The sequence below is a fragment of the Nocardia sp. NPDC046473 genome (assembly GCF_040645995.1).
In the GTDB taxonomy this organism is placed as follows: domain Bacteria; phylum Actinomycetota; class Actinomycetes; order Mycobacteriales; family Mycobacteriaceae; genus Nocardia.
Map to the genome: position 1 here is coordinate 74,060 of NZ_JBEYZJ010000015.1, position 20,205 is coordinate 94,264.

The window sequence follows — 20,205 nt, forward strand, 5'->3', positions numbered from 1 at the left end:
GCACTTCGCTTGAACAGATCACAGGGGAGTTCTGCGATGCCGTCCGATCTCACGCTGGTACCTGTCATCGACGAGGGTCTGGGTAACTCGACCTACCTGCTCGACCTCGGCGACGGTCAAGCCCTGGTCCTCGATCCCGAACGCGACGTCCGGCAAGTGCTCGCCGAAGCGCGCCGCCACGGCCTGCGGATCGCCTACGCCGTCGAAACCCACATGCACGCGGATTTCATCTCCGGAGTTCGTGAACTGGCCGATACCGACGGCGCTACGGTGCTGGCCCCCGAGGTCGGTCCGCGCGGATTCGCGGTGACAGGTATGAACGATGGGCAGCGCATCGCCGTTGGTTCGTTCACGCTGCAGGCCCTGGCGACCCCTGGCCATTCCCCTGAGCACCTGTCGTATCTCCTGTACGAAGGCGATCAACTGCTGGGCGTTTTCACCGGCGGGTCGTTGATGGTCGGCACTGCCGGACGCACCGACCTGGTCAGCCCGGAGCAGACCGTTCCGCTGGCACGCGCCCAGTACCACTCCTTGCAGCTGCTGATGGAACTGCCCGACGACACCCCGGTCTGGCCAACCCACGGTGCGGGGTCGTTCTGCTCCTCGGGGGTGGGTGGCGACCGGGTGAGCACAATCGGTAAGGAGCGTGCCACTAATCCGCTGCTGCAAGTCGGCAGTGAAGACGCGTTCGTGGAAGCCCTTCTGGGCTCGCTGGGGACGTTCCCCGACTACTTCTTGCGGCTGGGTGAGGTCAATCGCAGCGGGCCCGCGATTTTGGGCGAGGCCGGCGGGCTCGCATCGTTGACCACCGACGAGGTCCAGAAGTTGGTCGCCGATGGTGCGCAGATCGTCGACGTACGCGAGGCCGCCGATTTCGCAGACGCGCACATACCCGGTGCTCTGTCCATCACCTTGCGTCCCGTGTTCGCCACGTGGCTGGGTTGGCTCACCGACTCGAATCGACCACTGGTCATAGTCCGCGCCGCGAATCAGAACCCCATCGACATCGTTTGGGAGACAGCCAAAGTCGGGTTCGACACTGTTGCGGGGGAACTCGGCGGCGGAATGGACGAATGGACCGGTCCGGTCGGCTCCGAGACAGTGGAATTGGTCGAGGCCGAGCAACTCAAAACCGACACGCCAGTAACCATTCTCGACATCCGGCAAGCCGGTGAGTTCGCCACCGGTCACGTGCCCGGCGCCCGCCACATCGAACTCGGCACGCTCGCACACAGCCTCATCGAGTTGCCGGACGGTCCGGTGGTAGTGATGTGCGGGCACGGCGAACGGGCGATGGGTGCCGCGAGCATCCTCGAAGCCGCTGGCAGAACAGATATACGAGTACTGGCCGGGCACCCGGCCGACTACGCCCGCGTCCGCGGAGAGGAGTTGCAAACCCTACGGTGAAGCTGCCGCGTTCGCACCGATCGGCGCTGGTACTAGGCCTTCGGGAGAACGCGTCCCAATTCATCTTGCTCGTCGCGGTCAACGCGCTGGTCGGTGGCATGGTCGGTCAGCAGCAAACAGTGCTGCCACTGCTCGCCCGATCCGAATTCGGCCTCACCGGCTACACCTTCATATTTACCTATGTCGCCGCCTTCGGGGTAACGAAGGCGATCGCGAACTACTTCGCGGGCACGTTCTCCGACAGTTACGGCCGCAAACCGGTCCTGCTGGTGGGTTGGCTGTTCGCGCTGCCGGTACCGCTGATGCTGATCGCCGCACCCAACTGGGGATGGGTCGTCGCAGCCAACGTGCTACTTGGCATCAATCAAGGCTTGACCTGGTCGACCACGGTGGTGATGAAGATCGACCTCGTCGGTCCCACTCGCCGCGGACTGGCCATGGGGCTCAACGAAGCAGCCGGATACGGCGCGGTGGCGGTTAGCTCTCTGCTCGCCGGGTACCTCGCTGAACGGTACGGGCTTCGCCCGGCCCCGTTCCTGCTCGGGTTTGCCTACGCCGCACTGGCATTGGCCTTGTCTGGGATTTTCATCCGCGACACCCGCGACTACGCACGGCTGGAGGCCGGCCACTACCAACCATGTGCCAGCGGAGTCCACGACCACCTGCATGCCGAGCTGACGGATCGCCAGATCGCCCTCCAGACCAGCCTGCAAGAACCCGCTCTGTCCGCGGCGAGCCACGCCGGGCTGGTCAACAACCTCAACTTTGGTCTGTCGTGGGGATTGTTCCCGTTATTGTTCTCGACCGCAGAGCTCTCCGTCGGCCAGATCGGCCTCCTATTCGCTCTGTATCCCGGCGTCTGGGGTGCCGGGCAGCTGCTCACCGGGGGACTGTCCGACAGAATCGGTCGCAAATATCTGATCGTCGGCGGGATGGCGATCCAGGCGGGGGCTCTCTCGGTGATCGCGTATTCGCGTGGGTTCGGCGGGTGGGCAGTCGGAGCCGTGCTGCTCGGCTGCGGCACCGCAATGGTCTACCCGACGTTGCTCGCGGTGATCGGTGATGTCGCCCATCCGATGTGGCGCGGCCGCGCAGTCGGGGTCTACCGTGTCTGGCGCGACCTCGGCTATGCCGTCGGCGCTGTCCTCGGGGGTGTTGTCGCCGACTTCATGGGTCTGCACGCCGCAGTCTGGTCGGCCGCGACAGTCAGCGCGGCGGCCGCGCTACTGGTGGCGGTCCGGATGTACGAAACCCATCCACCGCACCACGAACCGCGCACGCGTTCGCGACTCGATGGCGACGCGAGCTGACCGCTCCACCGCGAGCAGGCCGCCGTCCCAGCGGAAACTGACGGGTCGACCATAGATCGACATCAACGGAATTCGGCGAGGATGCCTCCTCGCATCCGGTCCGCGCGAGTCAGGGCCGCCGGGCAACGAGGACAGCGTTGGCTCCTGGGCCGTCGAGTCGGCGTATTTCAATACCTTCGAACCCGCACGCTGCCACCCATTCGCGATACTCGGTCTCGGAGTAATTCTTCCCCGCGGTGGTTTCGATCACCATGTTCAGACCCATCAACGCAGCGTCGGCTGGTCCTGCACGCCGAGAATCGAGCATCAGCTCACAGACCAAGAGCACGCCGCTTGGACAAAGGGCGTCGTAGCTCTTACGGACCAATGCGCGATTGGTCTCTGGATCCCAGTTGTGCAGTACCCCGCTGATCAGAATCACGTCATGCTCTTCTGGAAGGGTAGGTTCTGCGATGAAATCCCCTGCTACGGTACTGATTTGGTTGGCGAGTCCGGCACTCGTGATCCGAGTCGCAGCGTCGGCACAGACGTGATCCAATTCGTACAGTGTTCCACGCAGCGCCGGATTTCTCCGGCAGAGTTCGATCAGGAACGCGCCTGATCCGCCGCCGACATCAAGAAGGCGGTGATGCGCGCTGAAATCATAGGTGCCCGCCAGGCAGCGGGCCGTGTAAGTGGCTGCGACATGAAGCGCTTCCCAGAACATCTCGGTCATGACCCGGTCCTCCCGGGCGAACGGTGAGTCCTGCACGGCAGGGTCCCACGTCATCGGTCGATCTGTCCGCAAGGCCTCGACCAGACGATCCCAGGCAGGGTACTCACGCACGTCACAGAAACGGACAAAGCCTCCGAAGTAGTCCGCGCCGCCGTCTACCAGAAATTGTGCTGCGGTCGCGGAGTTGTCGTACTGACCATCTTCCTCGACGAGCAAGCCCAATGAAGCGCACGAGGCCAAGAACATGTCGGCCGGGCGCATCTTTATCCCAGCCTCGTGTGCGATCTCTGCTGAAGTCAGCGGACCGGTCCGAGCGAGCAGCGTGAATATTCCCAACTCGACTGCGGCCGCTAACGTCTTTGCCCGCCAGAAACTGGTTGCAATCTCCATCAAACCGGTCGGCGTCAGCGCCACCGCGCCACGTTGTACTGAAGTCATCGTCCTACCTCCTACTGCCTGAACCGCCGTCGATGCTCGATCCAACTCAGCCTCGGCACCGTTTACGAGCTCGTGTCGATATCACCGGATACGAGGTTGCGACAAATTCCGGCTTCATAACGATGCGCCGGAAGTCGACCAGCTCTTCTGAAGTCAGACCGGCGGAGAGGAGGACCCTTTCGAGCCGTCGCGTGACTACGTGGTGAAGTCTCATCCCAGCGGTACCGCCGGGGCACGCACGAAATGCGCCTTCCGCCATGACTTCTTCCATGCCGAGATCAATCAGACAGCCGTAGACGCGGTGTCCCCACTCGTGATCCATGCCTGCATGCTTGATAATGTCGGTGATTCTGGCGATTACTCGTCGATACAGAGCTTCTTCCGCAGGTCCAGGCGTCTGCATGACAACTGGTGGCAGCACCGTTTCGAATTCATCAAGAACTATCCATCCACCAGGCCGCAACGACTTCGTGAGAGTTTCCAGCACCACCTCCCGCTCATCGAGGTGCCCGAGCACCAGGCGTGAATGCACAAGATCGAATGTGTCGACCGGAAGCGGGTCGTACCGCACATCGTGGCGCGCGATAGTCACATTCGCGCAGTCGAGTTCGGGTACCGACTCGAGGTGCGATGTATCGATATCAGTAACGGTGATATGGCCCTGCTCGCCAACCCGTCGACGCAGCCAAGCCGCCACACTGCCTGCGCCGCCGCCGACCTCCAGACAGCGCCAGCCGGCCTGCACACCGAGTAAGTTCAGGCTCGCGAAGGTGGCCGAATCCAACACTTCCGCCAGGCACGTCACATGCTCGTCATTGAGTCCATCGTCGGGATCGAAGACATACTCACTCACGGAACTACCTCCCCTATCAGATCTTGATCTACTCGTCCGAAGCTCTTCTCGTTCCCCGATTTCCGTGGAGGGCCCGCCGTGACCCACGTCCCCATCGAGATCTCCGCGGTGATGCCCGGCCCGAAGCCGGCGATTATGCCGCGATCTAGTTCTGCCCCCGGGCTCTCGTCAAATTTCCGGGCCAGGGCATCCAGGACGACAACACTTGCGATATTCCCGTACTCGGTCAGCGTGGCTCGACTGTGACGAAAATAGGAACCGTCAACCCCGAGTAACTCCGACAAGTCATCCAGTATTCGTGGTCCACCGGCATGGATGATGTAGAAGTCGAGAGCGGATACATTCCATTGCAGCTCACCGGCCAGCGCAGCCAAGGACGGTGCAAGCATACTCATCGTATGAGGGACTCGCTTGTCCAGTCGGAAATGAAATCCGGTGTCTTTCACGGCATAGGATATCCAGTTCTGAGTATCCGGAACCAGCCATGATGCGTTTCGTTCCAGCCGCACTCCTCCGCCACCTTCTCCGCGAACCACTGCGGCGCCGATGGCATCGCCGAAGAGACCGTTCGACAACAACGACCCCACATCGAGGTCATCCGGCTGATAGCACAACGAGCAGAACTCGCATGCAACGATGAGCACGTTCGCCGCCGGGTAGGCAGTGCAAAAATCATGCGCCCTGTTTATCGCGGCTCCGCCGGCAGCACATCCGAGTTGCGCGATAGGTAGCTGCCTGGTTGACGATTTGAAATTCAGCTCGTTGATCATCCAAGCAGTCATGGACGGCATCGCGAACCCAGTGCATGAAACATAGATTATGAGGTCGATATCGTTCTCGACGACATCGGCATATCCCAGCGCTCGCTGCACAACTTCAGGTATACGTGCACGTGCTTCCCGCAGGTAGACCTTGTTTCGTTCCTCGAAACCAGGGTGGCACAGAGTCACGTCCAGCGGTTGTATCAGATGCCGCTTTTGAACACCAGTATTATCGATCAGCCGCAACGCGAGCGGCAGATCAGGATTTCTGGCATGCAACTCTGCGGCGAGTTGAAGGGTTTCTTCTTTCGAAATGGTGTACTCCGGGACCGCGATCGCTGGTCGACACAGGGTTGCCATTACGCCGACCTCCTCATCGGACTGGAGCAGTTGTGATTGATCGGGCAACTTCTTCGAGAGTTGGGATCAGCGAGCTCGGCGGTATTTGCGACTGCGCCTCGACGGCGATCTCTGCGGCCCGGTCCCTCATAGGTGAACCCTCGGACAGCAGCGAATCAACAAGATCCGGAAGGAACTCCTTGCTCACCATCGTCGGGGCGAGATCAACACCGCTGCCACAGGCCGCGATCCGCTGGGCATTCGCGAATTGATCAGCGAACTGGGGCAGTATGAGCTGCGGTACACCGTGTACGAGCGAGGTCATCGTGGTCCCAGCCCCGCCGTGGTGGATGATTGCCCGACAGCTCGGCAGCAACAATCCCAGCGGAACCCAGGACGTCACAAAGACATTCGGCGACACCTCGACCTCGTCAGATACCCGTTTCCATGAGCTCGGGTCCATCGCCACAACGACATCAACGGATAGTTCGGACAAACCGTCGAGCATCGAGCGCATCACTGCTGCGGCCCAGGGCAAATTCGGCAGTATCGTGCCCAACGTGACGCACACACGTGGCCGCTGACTCTTATCGCTCATCCACGACTCGTACACAGCTGCGCCGTTGTATGGCACGTACCGGACAGACACCGTTGTGGAACTCGGTGGCGCCTGATGAAAACTTGGTGGGCAGACATCGATATTCAATGCCGGGGCCAGGTCGGCGTTGTCGTCGAGACGGCCCGCCGCTACTAGCGAACGCTTTGCGCTGCTGACTATTTCAGGAGATACCGGCAGGCTCCAGCGATGTTCGATCAGCGGGATCCCGAACTCGGCTGCGACTACCGCTCCGTCGAGCGCGGTAGGTTCGGTGATGATCAGGTCCGGGCGCCACTCCTCAGCAAGGCCGGCGCTGCCTGGCAGAACCGTCTGCGCCAACCGCGCAAACCCCTCCCCCATGGCCTCGTCGCTGATCGCAAGATCGCTCGGCTGTAGCGGCCCCGACTGCGCACGACCATCCAGCATCGCCGCTACGATCGTGATGGGGTGGCATGAGGATGCGAAGGCCAGCCCAGCCTGGACAACAGGGTTCTTCAGATTCTCCGGAGCAACAACAAGTACCTCATGGCCGGCCGCCCGAAGCCCCCAGGCCAATGGCACCATCGGATATAAGTGACTGGTAGCCGGGCAGCACGTAATCATTACCCGCATGGGTAAACCCCCTTGAATGGCGAGATCCTGCTTGATCTCTGATACAGGACCTTAACCGCCGATCAAGGGAAGATATAGCCCTTTCACCTGAAAGTACTGCGCGCACACTGACAGGGGTCCAGTCATCCGAATACGCGAAAGGCCAACCCGCCGCACTATTCTGCCGATGGCGGGGCAGCCAGCGAGGCGATCGGCCGTCCGACAGCCGATTTCGGCACGCAGAGTGTTCCGGCTACAGGCGCCCACAGCGACGCGATCGGGCACCGACCGGGCCCGAGCCGCAAATCAGAGGCCATCCTTCAGCCCACGCTTATGTCGACACGCTTTCAATCGGACCATGAAGGAGGAATGTTATCGGCGCAGCCGAGGCGGTACCCGACTGCCATTTTTCGTTTCGACTAACGCCTTCATACTCAATGCATTGCCGTCCTGGCCCCGGACGCGACGTGCACAACAAGTCCAGCAATGGAGACAGGTGCTCGTAAGTGGTTGCGAATCAGGCGATAACGCGCAGTTCCTCGGCAGTGATTTCCTCTAGCTGACGACGGCGGGTCTCGACTAGGAAGACGATTCCTGCGACTGCCGCGATGGTCATCGGGATGGCGCTGATCAGCGCGGTCATCGAAATCGACGGCGTCGCCACGGCAAGCACCACGAGCGCGATCACGATGACACCGCCCGCCTTGCTCATGCCTGCCGCTAAACCCGTTCCACGGGAGCGTATTCGGGTCGGATAGGCCTCGGCACTGTAGGCAACCAGTACCGCGACTACCGAGCTTGCGCCCCAGATCGGCGGAATGAGCAGCGCGTACAGCAGTGTCTTGTTGTCCACGACGTGGTCGCCGAACGCGACGAAGCCGAACAGCGAGATCGCGAGCAGCGCACTGAGTATCACCATCGTCCATTTCGAGGAGCGGTGGTAGCAGTAGGCGACAAGAAAGTTGAAGGGGAAGCCGATCAGCGCGGAGTCGCGCAAGATCTGATCTGCCGCGACGCCGCTGTATCCGAGTTGGCGCAGGTTGGTCGGCAGCCAGAGCTGGAAGCCGTACACAACCAGACCGACACCGAAGCCGACCAGGAGGAGCACCGTGGTGATGCCGCCGAAGGGTGGCTGCAGCAGTCGGCGATACCCGCCCGTGACGCCGGATTCGACGGTGAGCTCGGACTCCTCCACTGGGATAATTGATGCGTTATAGAGGCGCAGCACCTCTTCGGCCTCCTTGCGGCGGCCGAGTGCGAGCAGGAAGCGCGGCGATTCTGGCACCCAGCGGGTCAGCAAGATCGTCAGTAGACCGGTGGGAAAGCCGATCAGCCACATCACCCGCCAGCTGTAGGTGTCGCCGATAGTGGATGAGAGCCAGCTGGTGATGACGTAGGCGCCCGCGATATCGCCGCCGATCAGTACGAGTAGCCAGCCGCGGTGGCGGGCCGGGATCGTCTCGGCGAGCAGGGTGAACGCGATGGGCAGCATGCCGCCCGCGCTGATGCCCATGATCAGGCACATCACCAGATTCAGCTGGAAGCTCGGCATTGTGCCGCACACGGAGGTAGCCACGAAGAAGACGCCAGCCAGCAGGATGGCTGCTTTGCGCCCGATCCGATCGCTGAGCGCACCCCAGATGAATGAACCGATCACTGTGCCGGTGATCCCGGCGAGGGGTAGCAGTGCGGCGGGTAGGCCGCCGGGATTGGTCGCGGTCTTCAGGCCGTATTCCTTGGCGACGCCGGGCACGACGAACGCCAGCGTGGTCGGCTTCATCACGTCGATGGTGATCGCCGCGGCCATCACCAGCAGCAGCACGACATGCACGCGATTGATCGGTGCGTCGTCCAGCGCGCGCACCCGCAGATTCGCCACCCGATCACGATGTGCGCCAACGGGTATCAGGCCGTAGGTGGTGACCGCGAGGCCGACGACGATCAGCACCATGCCGCCGATCATGCTGGCGTCCAGGGGCATATCGGCCATGTGATAGGCCATGTGGCGGGATTCCCAGAACATCGGGTAGTGCAGTGCGGTGCCGAGAGTGGTTGCGGCGAGGCCGAACCAGAAGGCGAGGGAGCGCCGTCGAATCGGCGCCCGGCGAGATTCATCGTCGGATTGGTCGATCGTTGTCTCCGACTGCTCTTGGTTAGGCACAGATATCTCCATTTCTTGCCGCACGAACCGCACGCCATACGACGCTGCTGCGGCCTGACGAGCAACATCCGTGGCGGGCAAGCCAATGCCCCGCCGACCAGACACCACGTCATCCGTCGAGAGCCGCTTCGCGGGGCAACCATGCTGGTGCTGTCTGCTCGGTATTCACACCTTTTTCGATGAAGGCGATGTTGTGATAGAGGTGGATTGCGGTAACGCCCCTCTCGAGGTCGGCCGGCTCGTGCGGTGACGCACGAAGCTGGTCTTGATGGTGCAGACCGTCGATCAGAGTTTTCAGGAAGCCCACCGCGGTCCCCGGGTCATTCAGTTCGACGCTGTTGCCGTTGTAGCCCGGCCAGTAGGACGCCTGCAGATCCTCGATGACATACATCGCGCCGGGCCTCATCAGCGGAAACAATGTCGTGAACGATGCCAGCACGTGATCGCTTTGATGGCTGCCGTCGTCGATCACGAGGTCGAATGGGCCGATTTCCTTGTGCAGCCTGGCAAGAAGTGCCCGATCGGACTGGTCACCGGCGATCGTGCTGAGTCGTGGCTCGTCCACCGCCGACTTGTCGACCAGATCCAGCCCGTGGACCAATCCACGGGTGAAATAGTGCTTCCACATGCGCAACGAAGCGCCGCCCGTGTCCCGCGACCGGTAGCCGCCGACACCAATTTCCAGCACCTTGACCCGCTGCTGTCGATAGGGCGCGAAGTGCAGCTCATAGTGCGGGGTGTACCAGTGACCGCCCCATTTGTCGGAACCGAAGCGCAACGCCAGATCAGTGATCGTGGGCCGGAACTGGTCGCACGCCCGAATTACCTGGCCGGCAGCGCTGCTCGCCAACCTGCATCTGACAACCCATGGGTCCTCGGTCGAGAACTCCATAGGCCGACCGGCGTCGTTGATCCATACTTCTCGCGTCGCATCGTGACGTATTCCAGGAGTGCCGTAAACCGCACGCACCAACTCCGCCAAGTCTTGCCGAACTCGAACGTCAGCGGAATCGTCCCAGCCGGGGACGACCTCGACGGCCCCGCCGCCAACCATGAGCCGATAACCCCATCGGTCCCCCGAATGGCCCAGATCGAACTGCACCGCAATGACTTCCGGCGGCCCTTCGAAGAACTGGGTACGCGAAGCGACCTCGGTCAACACCAGCATCGCCATCTGGTCGACGTCCACGCCGGCCAGGGCAGCCTCAGTATCGGCGATGGTGCCATCCGCAACGCCGAACACGCGCTCATACATCTCATTGCCGGTCATCACATGCCCCCGGGAGATTGTTCTTCATGCCAGCGACGCTCGCGCACATCGAGCTTGGATTCTCAGTCGACGATGATGCCGCCGCTCGGCATCACCCGAAGCCCTCCGCGATATCGATTGCCCAGCGGCTGGTGCGCCCAGGTCTCGAACACACTGCTTCCAGATCATAGTTGCGGTCCCCGTAGTTCAACCTGCTCAACGTTGAGCCCTGTCCCCCTTGGGATTTCAGTACCTCCGACTCGAGAATTGTTGCCGTACCCGCTTCGATCATGGTTCTTGCTCGTGAACAGACTGTCCGGCAAGCAATTTCGGTACACTGACGTGCGGTGGAAGGGTGCGGAATTCACCTGTACTCGGCTGAGCGACGCGCCCAGATTCCTTCTTCGATCCCAGCTTTGACACGCTAATTCCGAGTGAGGGGAAGCGAAATGAGTATCAGCAAACAAATCACCGCTGGTGAACTGGACGATCTCACGTTTCACGGCAAGCTCGAGGACGGGCACCTGGTGCCCGGCGGCCTGCTCGGCGACCAGGCCGCCATGGACGACATCGAGGTCGGCATCTACGTGCTGGAGAAGGACGGCACGCTGATCGCCTGCAACAAGACCGCCATCGGCGCCTGGGGCCGCACCCCCGAACTGGGCACCAGCGAGAAGTACTGCGGCGCATTCCGCCTGCGTTACCCGTCCGGCGAGGTCATGCCGCACGAAGCCGCCCCGCCGTCGGTGGTCATCAACAACGGCGGCACCGTCCGCGACGCCGACGTCATCTGCGAACAACCCGATGGTTTCCGGCTACTCGCCCTGGTCAACGTCTTCCCGATCCGCGACGAGTCCGACGAGGTAGTAGGCGCGGTCAACATCTTCCGCCACAACACCACCAAAACCGTGCCGGGACTGCTGGAGTCGGCAGACGCCAACTGAACACCGTTTCACACCTCTCCCAGTGGGTGCCGCCTGCTGGGAGAAGTGCTGTGCCCGTGCGTCCGGTTGCCAGGTTTCATGGTGAACGAGCAGCGCGTGTCCAGCCTGCGACCCGGCATGACGATTCCCTACCCCGACTTCGCCCGACGTACCCTAAAACAGTTGATGCTCTTCGGCGGGTGCGAGGATATCGGCGCTGGTGCCTGTCCGCCGATCGGGAATCGTTTTATCGTGGCGCGCGACATCACCATGACGATGTGATCGAATTTCGGGACGGTCGTGGCGGCCGTACCGGCGGCGACCGGGTTCAGGGCGGCCGATGCGGCCAGGGCCAACGCCCCCGCAAGGACGGAAAACGCTTGGGCGAGTTGGGGAATCCGTACCATGTCACTCCTCGCGACTGCGGCGATCCGCGACCGCCGGTAAACAGCCGGGCGCGTCACCACCTCCGCGTCCAGCCCGGCTCGAGTGGGGGGAAGTTGTGTGATCCCGGTCCGGAGCGGAAATTCCCCACATCGGCGCATTGACGTGCCCTGTTACCTCAGCGGAGCCTGGTCGCATGAATTACAAGCCATTCTTCCTCGGCGCCATTGCCGCCGCTCTGCTGATTCCTCCGATTCCCGCGACTGCCTGCGGACCCATCATGTCCGAGGGAACCTTCGCGCCCTGGCAGGACGGCGCCGTCGCCGTCACCTACGATCAGGCGCTCGCCCCCGCCGGCAGCCATGCCAAGGTCGTCATCGACAGTGACGACGACAAGACCACGGCCACCCTGACCGTCACCGGTCTGCTCCCCAACCGCGTCTACGGCTCACACGCACACCTGAAATCCTGTGGCGCGAAACCAGCCGACTCCGGCTTCCACTATCAGAACGTGGAAGACCCGAACGCCAACGGCAAGATGTCTATGGACGCGAAATATGCCAACCCGCACAACGAGCTCTGGCTCGACTTCACCACCGATGAGCACGGCGACGCCACACAGGTATCTACCGTCGAGTGGACCTTCCGCACGAGCGAACCCGCTTCGATCGTGGTGCACGAGAAGAAGACCGACACCACCGACGGCAACGCCGGCATGGCCGGCGCCAGAGTCGCCTGCCTGAGCATCCCGCTCCCCTGAATCCGCGCCCGTGATCGCCGGGCACGGGTGAGTCAGGGCTCTGCTAGCGTCGCCGCATGCAGGCGAAGCTGGATCGACGGACCATGTTCGCGGCGTTGGGCGCCGGGGCCACGACGATCGGGCTGACCGCCTGTGGCGGTGGCGCCAAGCCTGCCCGGGGCACCCCCGCACCGGTCCCGGCGGGTGCGCTGCCGGATACGGTGATGATCATCCGGCACGCGGAGAAACCGACCGGCTCGAGCGGTCCACGCGGCGTCACCGAGGACGGCGACAAGGACAACGAATCCCTCACGGTGCGGGGATGGACCCGGGCCGGGGCGCTGGCAGCACTGTTCGACCCCCGGGCCGGAGACGGCACCCCTGCTCCGCTGCGTGTGAGATCACCGGCCTGACGCAGATGGGCGTCGAAGGCATCCTGCACCAGGGCGGCGGCAGCTCCCAGATTACGACCGAGCGTGTCTCGAATCCGGTCCGTCAGCATGGCCAGAATCATCCTCATCCGTAGTTCGTAAATGCTGATACCCGTAGCCACTCCGACATTGAGCGATTCCACCGCGCCTGCCATGGGAATCTGCACCACCAGATCGGCCATCGACTGCGTGTCAGCGCTGACACCGTCGGTCTCGTTTCCGACGACGAGCGCCACCTTGCGACCGTGTATCGGTGCTATGGACTGTAGGTGGGCGCCCCGCGGACTGGTGACTACGATCTGAAAACCGGCCTCCCGCAATGCCTTGACGGCAGTGCCGGAATCACCGAAGCGCCGCACCCGACAACCCAGCACGGCGCCGCGCGCCGCATCCAGCACCTTGCGCGACCACAAGTCGGTGTCTGCATCGGTCAGAACGACATCGCGCACCCCGAGTGCACACGCGGTACGCACGATCGTCCCGAGGTTTCCCGGATCGCTGACCTGCTCGCACACGACAGCGAAATCACCATAGGAAGTATTCGCCGAGACCTCGTCGGGGAGGGCCGCGACCGCAAGCCAGTCGATGGGCTTGGCGCCGGCAACGAGCTTGCGCAGCAGCCCATCTCGCACGGAATAGACCGCCACACCGGCATCTTCGAGTTCCGCGCTGGAAGCCGGGTCGTACGCCTGCGCTGAACACAGCGCATACTCCACTCGCGATCCAGCCCTGACAACCTGCCGAACCAGCCCTAGCCCTTCGATCAGGCACCGCCGCTGAGCAATCCGCCCCGACCGGGTCGCCAGCTGTCGGGCAGCCGCGATCCGCGGATCCTTGATCGAATCAATGACTTCCACGATCATCCAGACTACGAGACGGAGTCGACTCATCCCAGTTCGAGACGGAGTCGCGCGTCGGCCGCCAACCTTGCCGAAGCAATGACGAACTGCTGGACGGTGACCGCCAGACACGACGAGATCGACTGCGGCGCAGAATGTCCGCACTTGCCGAGCTCCGGGCGTTCGGATGAAGGTGACGAGAGGGCTACGACCGATCTCGCGAGGGCTTATCCGTAATGAAGATCAGCAGGGTGCCAATCGCAGCCGAATCACTCGTCAGACGCCGGGAGTTTGGCCGCCCTCGGCTGCGAGGCGGGCAGCCAAGGCTGCGACGCCGTCGAGGAGAAGGTTCAGGCCCAGTTGAAACATCTCGTCGAGATCCATGTCATAGCCGGACGACAGGGATCCGAAGTGGCCGAACAACTTGGCGAAGTGCGGGTAGCGATTCATGATGCTTTTGTGGTTGGCGGACGGCAAGAACTGAAGGTCGGTCCACTCTTCAGAGGAGAGGCCCGTGTCGGAAACGGCGATATCTTCGCGCTCGAAGTTCGAGGCCAGACCCACGATGTGGCTGTAGACCAGGACGTGCACGTCGAACTGGAGCTTCGGCGGTAACCCGAGGACTTCGAGGGATCCGAGGAGCCGGTCGCTGATGCCCAACAGATTCGGCAGCGGCAGCGGGCGGGTCAGCGGATGGACCAGCCCCAGCCACGGGTGGGCACGGTGCACCCGCCACAGCGCGGTGGCCATGGCCTCGACGCGGGTCCGCCACGGCTCCGACTCGGCGTCCTCGAAGGAGAGGGTGCCATAGACACTGTCGGACATGGCCATCAGCAGTTGATCCTTGCCTTCGACCAACCGGTACAGGGTCATCGGGGCGACCCCGCAGCGCCCGGCCACCGCACGCATCGAGACCGCTTCGAGCCCTTCGGTATCGGCGATCGAGATGGCTTCCGTGAGAACACGTTCGCGGGTGAGTTCTGTTGCGGGCGCACCCGAGTTACCCGCGCGCCTCGGCGCGACCACCGTTCCCGAGCGCGGACGGGTGATAACCACCCCCTTGTTCCGCAAGACGTCCAGGGCCTTCGTTGCTGTGGCGAGCGCCACGCCGAATTCTTGGGCGACCTGTCGAGTCGATGGCACTTTGTCCCCGGCGGACAGCTCCCGCTCGGTAATGCGCCTGGTCAGCTCGGCAGCAATGCGCACGTACGGCGGCTCGATCGGCTCGGACACAGCAGCCCTCCCTCAAATCTGTACTACGACAGATCCTAGCCTCCGCCGCCCATCCCGCTCAGGTCTGTACTAGGTCAGCCATGGCATGTATTCGCACGTCAGAGTCATGTTTTCTAGGCTGTCGGCAGTCGAGCAATACAGCGTAACGGGAGAAAACAATGACCACCGTCCTCATCTCGGGCTCCAGCGTCGCCGGCACCGCCCTTGCCTATTGGCTGCGCGAGCAGGGCATGACCCCCGTCGTCATCGAACGTGCTCCGGCACTGCGCCGCGGCGGCCAGGCCATCGATGTCCGCGGCGCGGCCCGCACCGTCCTGCGGCGAATGGGCCTCGAAGACAAGGCCGTCGCGCTGAAGAACCACTCCAACGGCATGTCCATGTTGGATCGCGAAGGCAATGAGATCTTCCGATCCGAGGAGTTCGCGCTCTCCTCCGGCAACCTCGACTCGGACGACATCGAGATCCTGCGCGAAGACCTCGTCAACCTCATACACGAACAAAACGCCGGCATCGAATACCTCTTCGGCGACTCGATTACCGCCGTCCATCAGGAAACCGACGGTGTCACAGTCGAATTCGAGCACGCCGAGCCCCGCCGCTTCGACCTCGTCGTCGGCGCCGATGGCATCCACTCCAGCACCCGAAGGCTCGTCTTCGGTGCCGAATCCCAGTACAGCCACCACCTCGGCACCTACCTCGCTGTATTCAGCGAGGAGAACTACCTCGGCCTCGACCACTGGCAGACCTGGTTCAACGACGGGGTCGTCGGCGGCGCCGCCATGAGCGTCCGCGATAACAGCGAACTGCGCATCTACCTCGGTTTCGGCTCCGATCCGATCGAGTACGACTACCGCGACGTCCAAGCCCAGAAGCAACTCGTCGCCGACCACGTCACAGGCTTCGGCTGGGAGGTGCCCGGGTTCATCGAGCGGATGTGGAAGGCCGAGGACTTCTATTTCGACTCCATGGCCCAGATCAAAATGAACACCTGGTCCGAAGGCCGCGTCGGCCTCGTCGGCGACGCCGCGCACTGCGCCGCCCCGCTCTCGGGCCAAGGCACCAGTCTTGCCCTCGTCGGCGCGTACATCCTCGCGTACGAACTCGGCCGCACCAGCGACCACTCGACGGCGTTCGCCCGCTACGAACGGCGTATGCGCCCATTCGTGGAGATCAATCAGGCGCTGGCCCAGATCGACCGCCAGACGGTCGACCCCGCCGAGTCCACACGCCGGACCGACGAGGCGAAGAACGCAATCGACCTCGACGCGCTGATCGACTAGCGACACGCGAGAGGATTGCCTGCCACTGTCCTGGACGCGCTTCCAATCGTGACGACATTGCAGGTATACCGCCTTGTACCCCATCGTCGTATTGATGTCTTTGTGCCCCCAGCAGGATTTGCGCGATATGCGGTGGCATCCCGTTGAGGATCGCGATGGGCCTGCCTGCGCTCGGCGTGTTATGAGCAGCTTCCGGGGTTATCGCAATGGTTGACGGCATTGTGAATTACGGCGGTACCCGTTGCCGAAGCACGCGACCCAGGGAGCCTCGAACATGGAATTCGAATGGGACAGACGGGCATTTCTACGCACGGTCGGAGCGACCGGGGTGATGGCTGCGGCAGCGGGTGTGGTGCCAGGCACGGTGCGCGCAACACCGGCCGTCCGTGCGGAACGGGCCCGAGTGGCGATCATCGGTGCGGGGCTGGGTGGGGCGATCACCGCGTTCCGGCTGGCCGAGGCCGGTGTGGCGTCGGTGGTTCTAGAGCGCGGCAGACGGTGGCCGATCACCGCGGCCGGCGACACGTTCCCCGTTCTGCTGCGTCCGGACCAGCGGTCGGTGTGGATGGTTGCACAGCAGCAGAAGTCGGGCCCGTCGAGCCAAGATGATGTGCTGAACATGTTGGGCAACATGTTGTCGGGAGTCCGTGAGCCGCTGCCGCCGTACACCGGGCTGGTGGACTACATCGTCGGGGACACGACCGACATCGTCACCGGGGCCGGGGTGGGCGGGTCCACCTTGGTCTTCGCCGGGATGTTCCCGCAGCCGAACAAGGCGGTGTTCTCCCGGGTCTTCCCTGGCTTCCTCGACTACGACGAGCTGGACCGGATCTACTATCCGCGAGCACGCCAACGACTTGGCGGCGGCCCGATTCCCGATGACATCCTGGCGAGTCCGGCCTACGCCTCGGGCCGGCTGTACCGGTCCTACGTGGAACGGGCGGGGGTGCGGGCCGAGCGGCTCAACGTCAACTTCGACTGGGACATCATCCGCAACGAGCTGAACGGGCAGGTCCGGCCGGCGGCCTCGATCGGCAACTACGTGACGACCAGCTGCAACAGTGGGGCGAAACTCAGCGTCGACCGCACCTATCTGGCCCGGGCCGAGGCCACGGGCCGCTGCACGGTCAAACCCCTGCACCGGGTCACAGACATCACCCAGGACCCCAAGGGGCGCTACGTCATCACCAGCGACCGGCTGAACGAGCAGGGAGCGGTCATCGAGCAGGTCGTCGTTGTCGCCGACGCACTGGTGCTGGCTGCCGGCGCGGCCCGCACTCCTGCGATGCTGACCAAGGCCCGGGCCACCGGGCGACTCCCGCACCTGGCCGAACAGGTGGGCGCCGGCTGGGGCACCAACTGCGACCGGTTCCTCTTGATGAGCCTGCTACCGGACGCCACCGGAGCGCCCCAGGGCGGGCCGCCGACCTTCATGGCCCGCGACGATGCGAGTGCTTCGGACTCGCCGGCCACCCTCGTCATGGGCCCGATACCTTTCCCCGTCGAGACCCACGCGATGGCCTGCCTGGGCATGGGGCTACCGGACAAGTTCGGCCGCTTCGAGTACAACGCGCAAAGCGGTCGCGCAGAGCTGAATTGGGCGGCTGACAGCAACGAGAGCGCGGCGGAGGCGGTCAACGCCCTGGCTGCCCGGGTCATCGCCGGCACCGGAAGCCCGCTCGCCAACTCTTTCGACACTGGCGCACTACGACAGACAACGGTCCATCCACTGGGCGGAGCCGTGCTGGGCCAGGCCACCGACGAGTACGGCCGACTGCACGGCTACAAGAACCTTTACTGCATGGACGGGTCATTGATGCCTGGCTCCACCGCCGCCGTCAACCCCGCGCTCACGATTGCCGCCATCGTCGAACGCTGCCTCGATCACGTCATTCCGGCAGACTTCGCATGACCGCGGGACGAGTCGGAATATGGGTGCAGTCCGAAGTGCAACGCCAGAAGCAGCGTGAACGGCCTTGCCGGAGAACGACCGGCCGCTGTTACCGGCAACCCCGCGGGTGATCGTCGAGAGCGCCCAGCTCACGCACGGGAAACCTCATGCTGCACAAGCTACTTGACGACCGCGCTGCCGGGATTCGCCTCGACGAGCAGCCGTTCACCTAGCGGTACTACGCTGCGTGATCGCGGTTCGCACTACCGATATCGCACCACGCACCATCAGCCCAACTGCTACCACCGGCGCGAACACCAACCATGGCGAGCGTCGGTGGTAGTCGCAGTAGAATACACCTGAACCGCACATCGACCCCCTCATACGGCGAATCGATCGCCAGGCACATCGATGGAAGGTTTCGGGATCAGGCAGTAATCGAGCCGCAGCAAGCTGGGAACGAAAGGGATTTCAAATCCGTACTCGGATACGGACTATCGCCGGACTTCATTCGTCCCTTCACCTCCTTGCCGCAAAGACGCACGCGGGCGTCGCTACCGATCGCGTCAGCCACGCGAAAACAAGGGGAACCAACGCCGAACGGCGAGGTAGGCACCCCTCTCGTCAGAGCTTCGGCACTGAACGACGTATCCCCAGGATGGGGAAGCCACTTTGGGTCGCCCCTTAATCCGGGGAGACCTGTCCTAACCCTGGGCGTCTCTCGACGTCGTCGGATCAGTGGCCTGTGTTCGAACAGGAGCCTCGCCTAGCGAGGTGCTGACTGGTCAATGTTGTGTGGGTATCCACCGAAAGTCAAGTCGAGGCCAGTCGGTTCGCTGCGAATATGCGGAATCTTTGCGGCTCAACAGGTTTCATTGACGGCCCGATATTCGCACTCCGCGCGGAGCGCTTCCCGCGGGGCGCTGACGCCTTTTGCCGGACACGGTCCGCGGCACCCCTGACATCACTGTTTTAGATGCGCTCTCGACATCGACGAAGCGGATCCGGGCTCCCGAGCAGGAGCTGGGGCAGCGGTTATCCGACCGCAGATCCGCGCCCGTGATCGCCGGGCACGGGTGCGTCAGGGCTCTGCTAGCGTCGCCGCATGCAGGCGAAGCTGGATCGACGGACCATGTTCGCGGCGTTGGGCGCCGGGGCCATGACGATCGGGCTGACCGCCTGTCGTGGTGGCGCCAAGCCTGCCCGGGCCACCCCGACACCGGTCCCGGCGGGTGTAGGCGCGCTGCCGGATACGGTGATGATCATCCGGCACGCGGAGAAACCGACCGGCTCGGGCGGTCCGCGCGGCGTCACCGAGGACGGCGACAAGGACAACGAATCCCTCACGGTGCGGGGATGGACCCGGGCCGGGGCGCTGGCAGAACTGTTCGCCCCCCGGGCCGGAGACGGCACCCCTGCTCCGCTGCGTGTGGGGTTGTCCAGGCCCGCAACGATTTTCGCTTCGAATCCGGGTGGTGACGGCAGTAAACGTCCGCAACAGACCGTGACCCCGCTCGCGCAAGCGCTATCCGTCTCGGTGGACACCCGGTTCACGAAGGGACAGGAGGCCGAACTGGTCGCGGCACTGCCGGGTACCCGCGGCCCGGTCCTGATCTCTTGGCAGCACGAGAGCATCGGCGCGATTGTCGAGCACCTGGGTGCGGTCGATCCCGCTCCGCCGAAATCCTGGCCGGGCGAGCGTTTCGACATGGTGTACGTCTTCACCCGCCGCGGTGACGGCTGGGGCTTCACCCAGGTCCCCGAGATACTGCTGGCCGGAGATTCCCCGACGCCGATCCCGTGACCCGCGCGGATCCACAGCACTACACATAGGCTGGTTCCGCTCGGGCGGGTGCCATCGCGATCCGCCGGTGATCTACTACGCAGTGGTGGAACATGTTGCGGTTGAGCTGAATTCGTTGACATCACAACTACTCGATACCGAGTTCCCGCCATGCCGCGTGGTTGTAAGGTGCTGGTATCTGTTCTTCTTCTGTTCGGAAGCATGGCAACTTCACGACTTTGCATGGGCTGCGCGGAGAACCTGGCGCCTCGGTGAATCC

16 protein-coding genes and 1 riboswitch are annotated in these 20,205 nt (G+C 63.2%); of the genes, 8 read left to right on the top strand and 8 right to left on the bottom strand.

All coding sequences use genetic code 11. The features are described 5' to 3' along the window. The first annotated feature begins 36 nt into the window (after positions 1-36). Positions 37-1,407: an MBL fold metallo-hydrolase gene (locus ABZ942_RS41750; protein WP_357391809.1), complete on the top strand. Its 1,371-nt coding sequence runs from the start codon at positions 37-39 to the stop codon at positions 1,405-1,407. Then, a complete protein-coding gene (locus tag ABZ942_RS41755) occupies positions 1,404-2,717 on the top strand; it encodes an MFS transporter (RefSeq protein ID WP_357391810.1) in 1,314 nt (437 codons plus the stop codon). The genes ABZ942_RS41750 and ABZ942_RS41755 overlap by 4 nt, the downstream gene beginning before the upstream one ends. 109 nt (positions 2,718-2,826) lie before the next feature. Here ABZ942_RS41755 and ABZ942_RS41760 read toward each other — a convergent pair whose 3' ends face one another. From ABZ942_RS41760 to ABZ942_RS41785, 6 genes are all read right to left on the bottom strand, one after another. Next, on the bottom strand, positions 2,827-3,870 hold the full coding sequence (locus ABZ942_RS41760; protein WP_357391811.1) for a methyltransferase: 1,044 nt from the start codon (positions 3,868-3,870) through the stop codon (positions 2,827-2,829). Between the two features lie 46 nt (positions 3,871-3,916). Then, entirely contained in the window at positions 3,917-4,723 is an 807-nt protein-coding gene (locus tag ABZ942_RS41765) for a class I SAM-dependent methyltransferase (RefSeq protein ID WP_357391812.1), read from the bottom strand. Continuing rightward, positions 4,720-5,844 (bottom strand): type III polyketide synthase, encoded by a 1,125-nt coding sequence (locus ABZ942_RS41770; protein WP_357391813.1) that lies wholly within the window; start codon positions 5,842-5,844, stop codon positions 4,720-4,722. Before ABZ942_RS41770 ends, ABZ942_RS41765 begins: the two co-directional genes overlap by 4 nt. Before the next feature lie 13 nt (positions 5,845-5,857). Next, on the bottom strand, positions 5,858-7,033 hold the full coding sequence (locus tag ABZ942_RS41775) for a nucleotide disphospho-sugar-binding domain-containing protein (RefSeq protein WP_357391814.1): 1,176 nt from the start codon (positions 7,031-7,033) through the stop codon (positions 5,858-5,860). Positions 7,034-7,529: 496 nt separating this feature from the next. After that, positions 7,530-9,173, bottom strand: a complete 1,644-nt coding sequence (locus ABZ942_RS41780) for an MFS transporter (protein ID WP_357391815.1) — start codon at positions 9,171-9,173, stop codon at positions 7,530-7,532. Between the two features lie 109 nt (positions 9,174-9,282). Continuing rightward, positions 9,283-10,443 carry a class I SAM-dependent methyltransferase gene (locus ABZ942_RS41785; protein WP_357391816.1) on the bottom strand — a complete coding sequence of 387 codons (1,161 nt, stop codon included), beginning with the start codon at positions 10,441-10,443 and terminating at the stop codon, positions 9,283-9,285. A gap of 428 nt (positions 10,444-10,871) precedes the next feature. Here ABZ942_RS41785 and ABZ942_RS41790 point away from each other — a divergent pair, with 428 nt between their 5' ends. From ABZ942_RS41790 to ABZ942_RS41800, 3 genes are all read left to right on the top strand, one after another. Next, a complete protein-coding gene (locus ABZ942_RS41790) occupies positions 10,872-11,366 on the top strand; it encodes a PAS domain-containing protein (protein WP_357391817.1) in 495 nt (164 codons plus the stop codon). An 81-nt stretch (positions 11,367-11,447) separates the two neighbouring features. Then, positions 11,448-11,627 (top strand): hypothetical protein, encoded by a 180-nt coding sequence (locus ABZ942_RS41795; protein ID WP_357391818.1) that lies wholly within the window; start codon positions 11,448-11,450, stop codon positions 11,625-11,627. Between the two features lie 298 nt (positions 11,628-11,925). Beyond that, positions 11,926-12,489 (top strand): superoxide dismutase family protein, encoded by a 564-nt coding sequence (locus ABZ942_RS41800; RefSeq protein ID WP_357391819.1) that lies wholly within the window; start codon positions 11,926-11,928, stop codon positions 12,487-12,489. A gap of 43 nt (positions 12,490-12,532) precedes the next feature. On the opposite strand, the gene ABZ942_RS41805 is transcribed toward ABZ942_RS41800, so the two are convergent. Together ABZ942_RS41805 and ABZ942_RS41810 are read right to left on the bottom strand one after the other, a co-directional pair. After that, positions 12,533-13,615, bottom strand: a complete 1,083-nt coding sequence (locus tag ABZ942_RS41805; RefSeq protein ID WP_357391820.1) for a TrmH family RNA methyltransferase — start codon at positions 13,613-13,615, stop codon at positions 12,533-12,535. 399 nt (positions 13,616-14,014) lie between these two features. Then, positions 14,015-14,971 carry a GntR family transcriptional regulator gene (locus ABZ942_RS41810; RefSeq protein WP_357391821.1) on the bottom strand — a complete coding sequence of 319 codons (957 nt, stop codon included), beginning with the start codon at positions 14,969-14,971 and terminating at the stop codon, positions 14,015-14,017. A gap of 158 nt (positions 14,972-15,129) precedes the next feature. On the opposite strand from ABZ942_RS41810, the gene ABZ942_RS41815 reads away from it, so the two are divergent. From ABZ942_RS41815 to ABZ942_RS41825, 3 genes are all read left to right on the top strand, one after another. Continuing rightward, positions 15,130-16,251 carry an FAD-dependent monooxygenase gene (locus ABZ942_RS41815; RefSeq protein ID WP_357391822.1) on the top strand — a complete coding sequence of 374 codons (1,122 nt, stop codon included), beginning with the start codon at positions 15,130-15,132 and terminating at the stop codon, positions 16,249-16,251. 274 nt (positions 16,252-16,525) lie between these two features. After that, on the top strand, positions 16,526-18,163 hold the full coding sequence (locus tag ABZ942_RS41820) for a GMC oxidoreductase (RefSeq protein ID WP_357391823.1): 1,638 nt from the start codon (positions 16,526-16,528) through the stop codon (positions 18,161-18,163). 588 nt (positions 18,164-18,751) lie between these two features. After that, positions 18,752-18,923, bottom strand: a riboswitch (M-box (ykoK) riboswitch). A gap of 324 nt (positions 18,924-19,247) precedes the next feature. After that, positions 19,248-19,946 carry a histidine phosphatase family protein gene (locus ABZ942_RS41825; protein ID WP_357391824.1) on the top strand — a complete coding sequence of 233 codons (699 nt, stop codon included), beginning with the start codon at positions 19,248-19,250 and terminating at the stop codon, positions 19,944-19,946. Positions 19,947-20,205 lie beyond the last annotated feature (259 nt).

Bases quoted from the DNA above. Each gene is read 5' to 3' on its own strand.
- ABZ942_RS41750 (WP_357391809.1), top strand. From the start codon at position 37: ATGCCGTCCGATCTCACGCTGGTACCTGTCATCGACGAGGGTCTGGGT.
- ABZ942_RS41760 (WP_357391811.1), bottom strand. From the start codon at position 3,870: ATGACTTCAGTACAACGTGGCGCGGTGGCGCTGACGCCGACCGGTTTG.
- ABZ942_RS41770 (WP_357391813.1), bottom strand. From the start codon at position 5,844: ATGGCAACCCTGTGTCGACCAGCGATCGCGGTCCCGGAGTACACCATT.
- ABZ942_RS41775 (WP_357391814.1), bottom strand. From the start codon at position 7,033: ATGCGGGTAATGATTACGTGCTGCCCGGCTACCAGTCACTTATATCCG.
- ABZ942_RS41785 (WP_357391816.1), bottom strand. From the start codon at position 10,443: ATGACCGGCAATGAGATGTATGAGCGCGTGTTCGGCGTTGCGGATGGC.
- ABZ942_RS41790 (WP_357391817.1), top strand. From the start codon at position 10,872: ATGAGTATCAGCAAACAAATCACCGCTGGTGAACTGGACGATCTCACG.
- ABZ942_RS41800 (WP_357391819.1), top strand. From the start codon at position 11,926: ATGAATTACAAGCCATTCTTCCTCGGCGCCATTGCCGCCGCTCTGCTG.
- ABZ942_RS41815 (WP_357391822.1), top strand. From the start codon at position 15,130: ATGACCACCGTCCTCATCTCGGGCTCCAGCGTCGCCGGCACCGCCCTT.
- ABZ942_RS41820 (WP_357391823.1), top strand. From the start codon at position 16,526: ATGGAATTCGAATGGGACAGACGGGCATTTCTACGCACGGTCGGAGCG.
- ABZ942_RS41825 (WP_357391824.1), top strand. From the start codon at position 19,248: ATGCAGGCGAAGCTGGATCGACGGACCATGTTCGCGGCGTTGGGCGCC.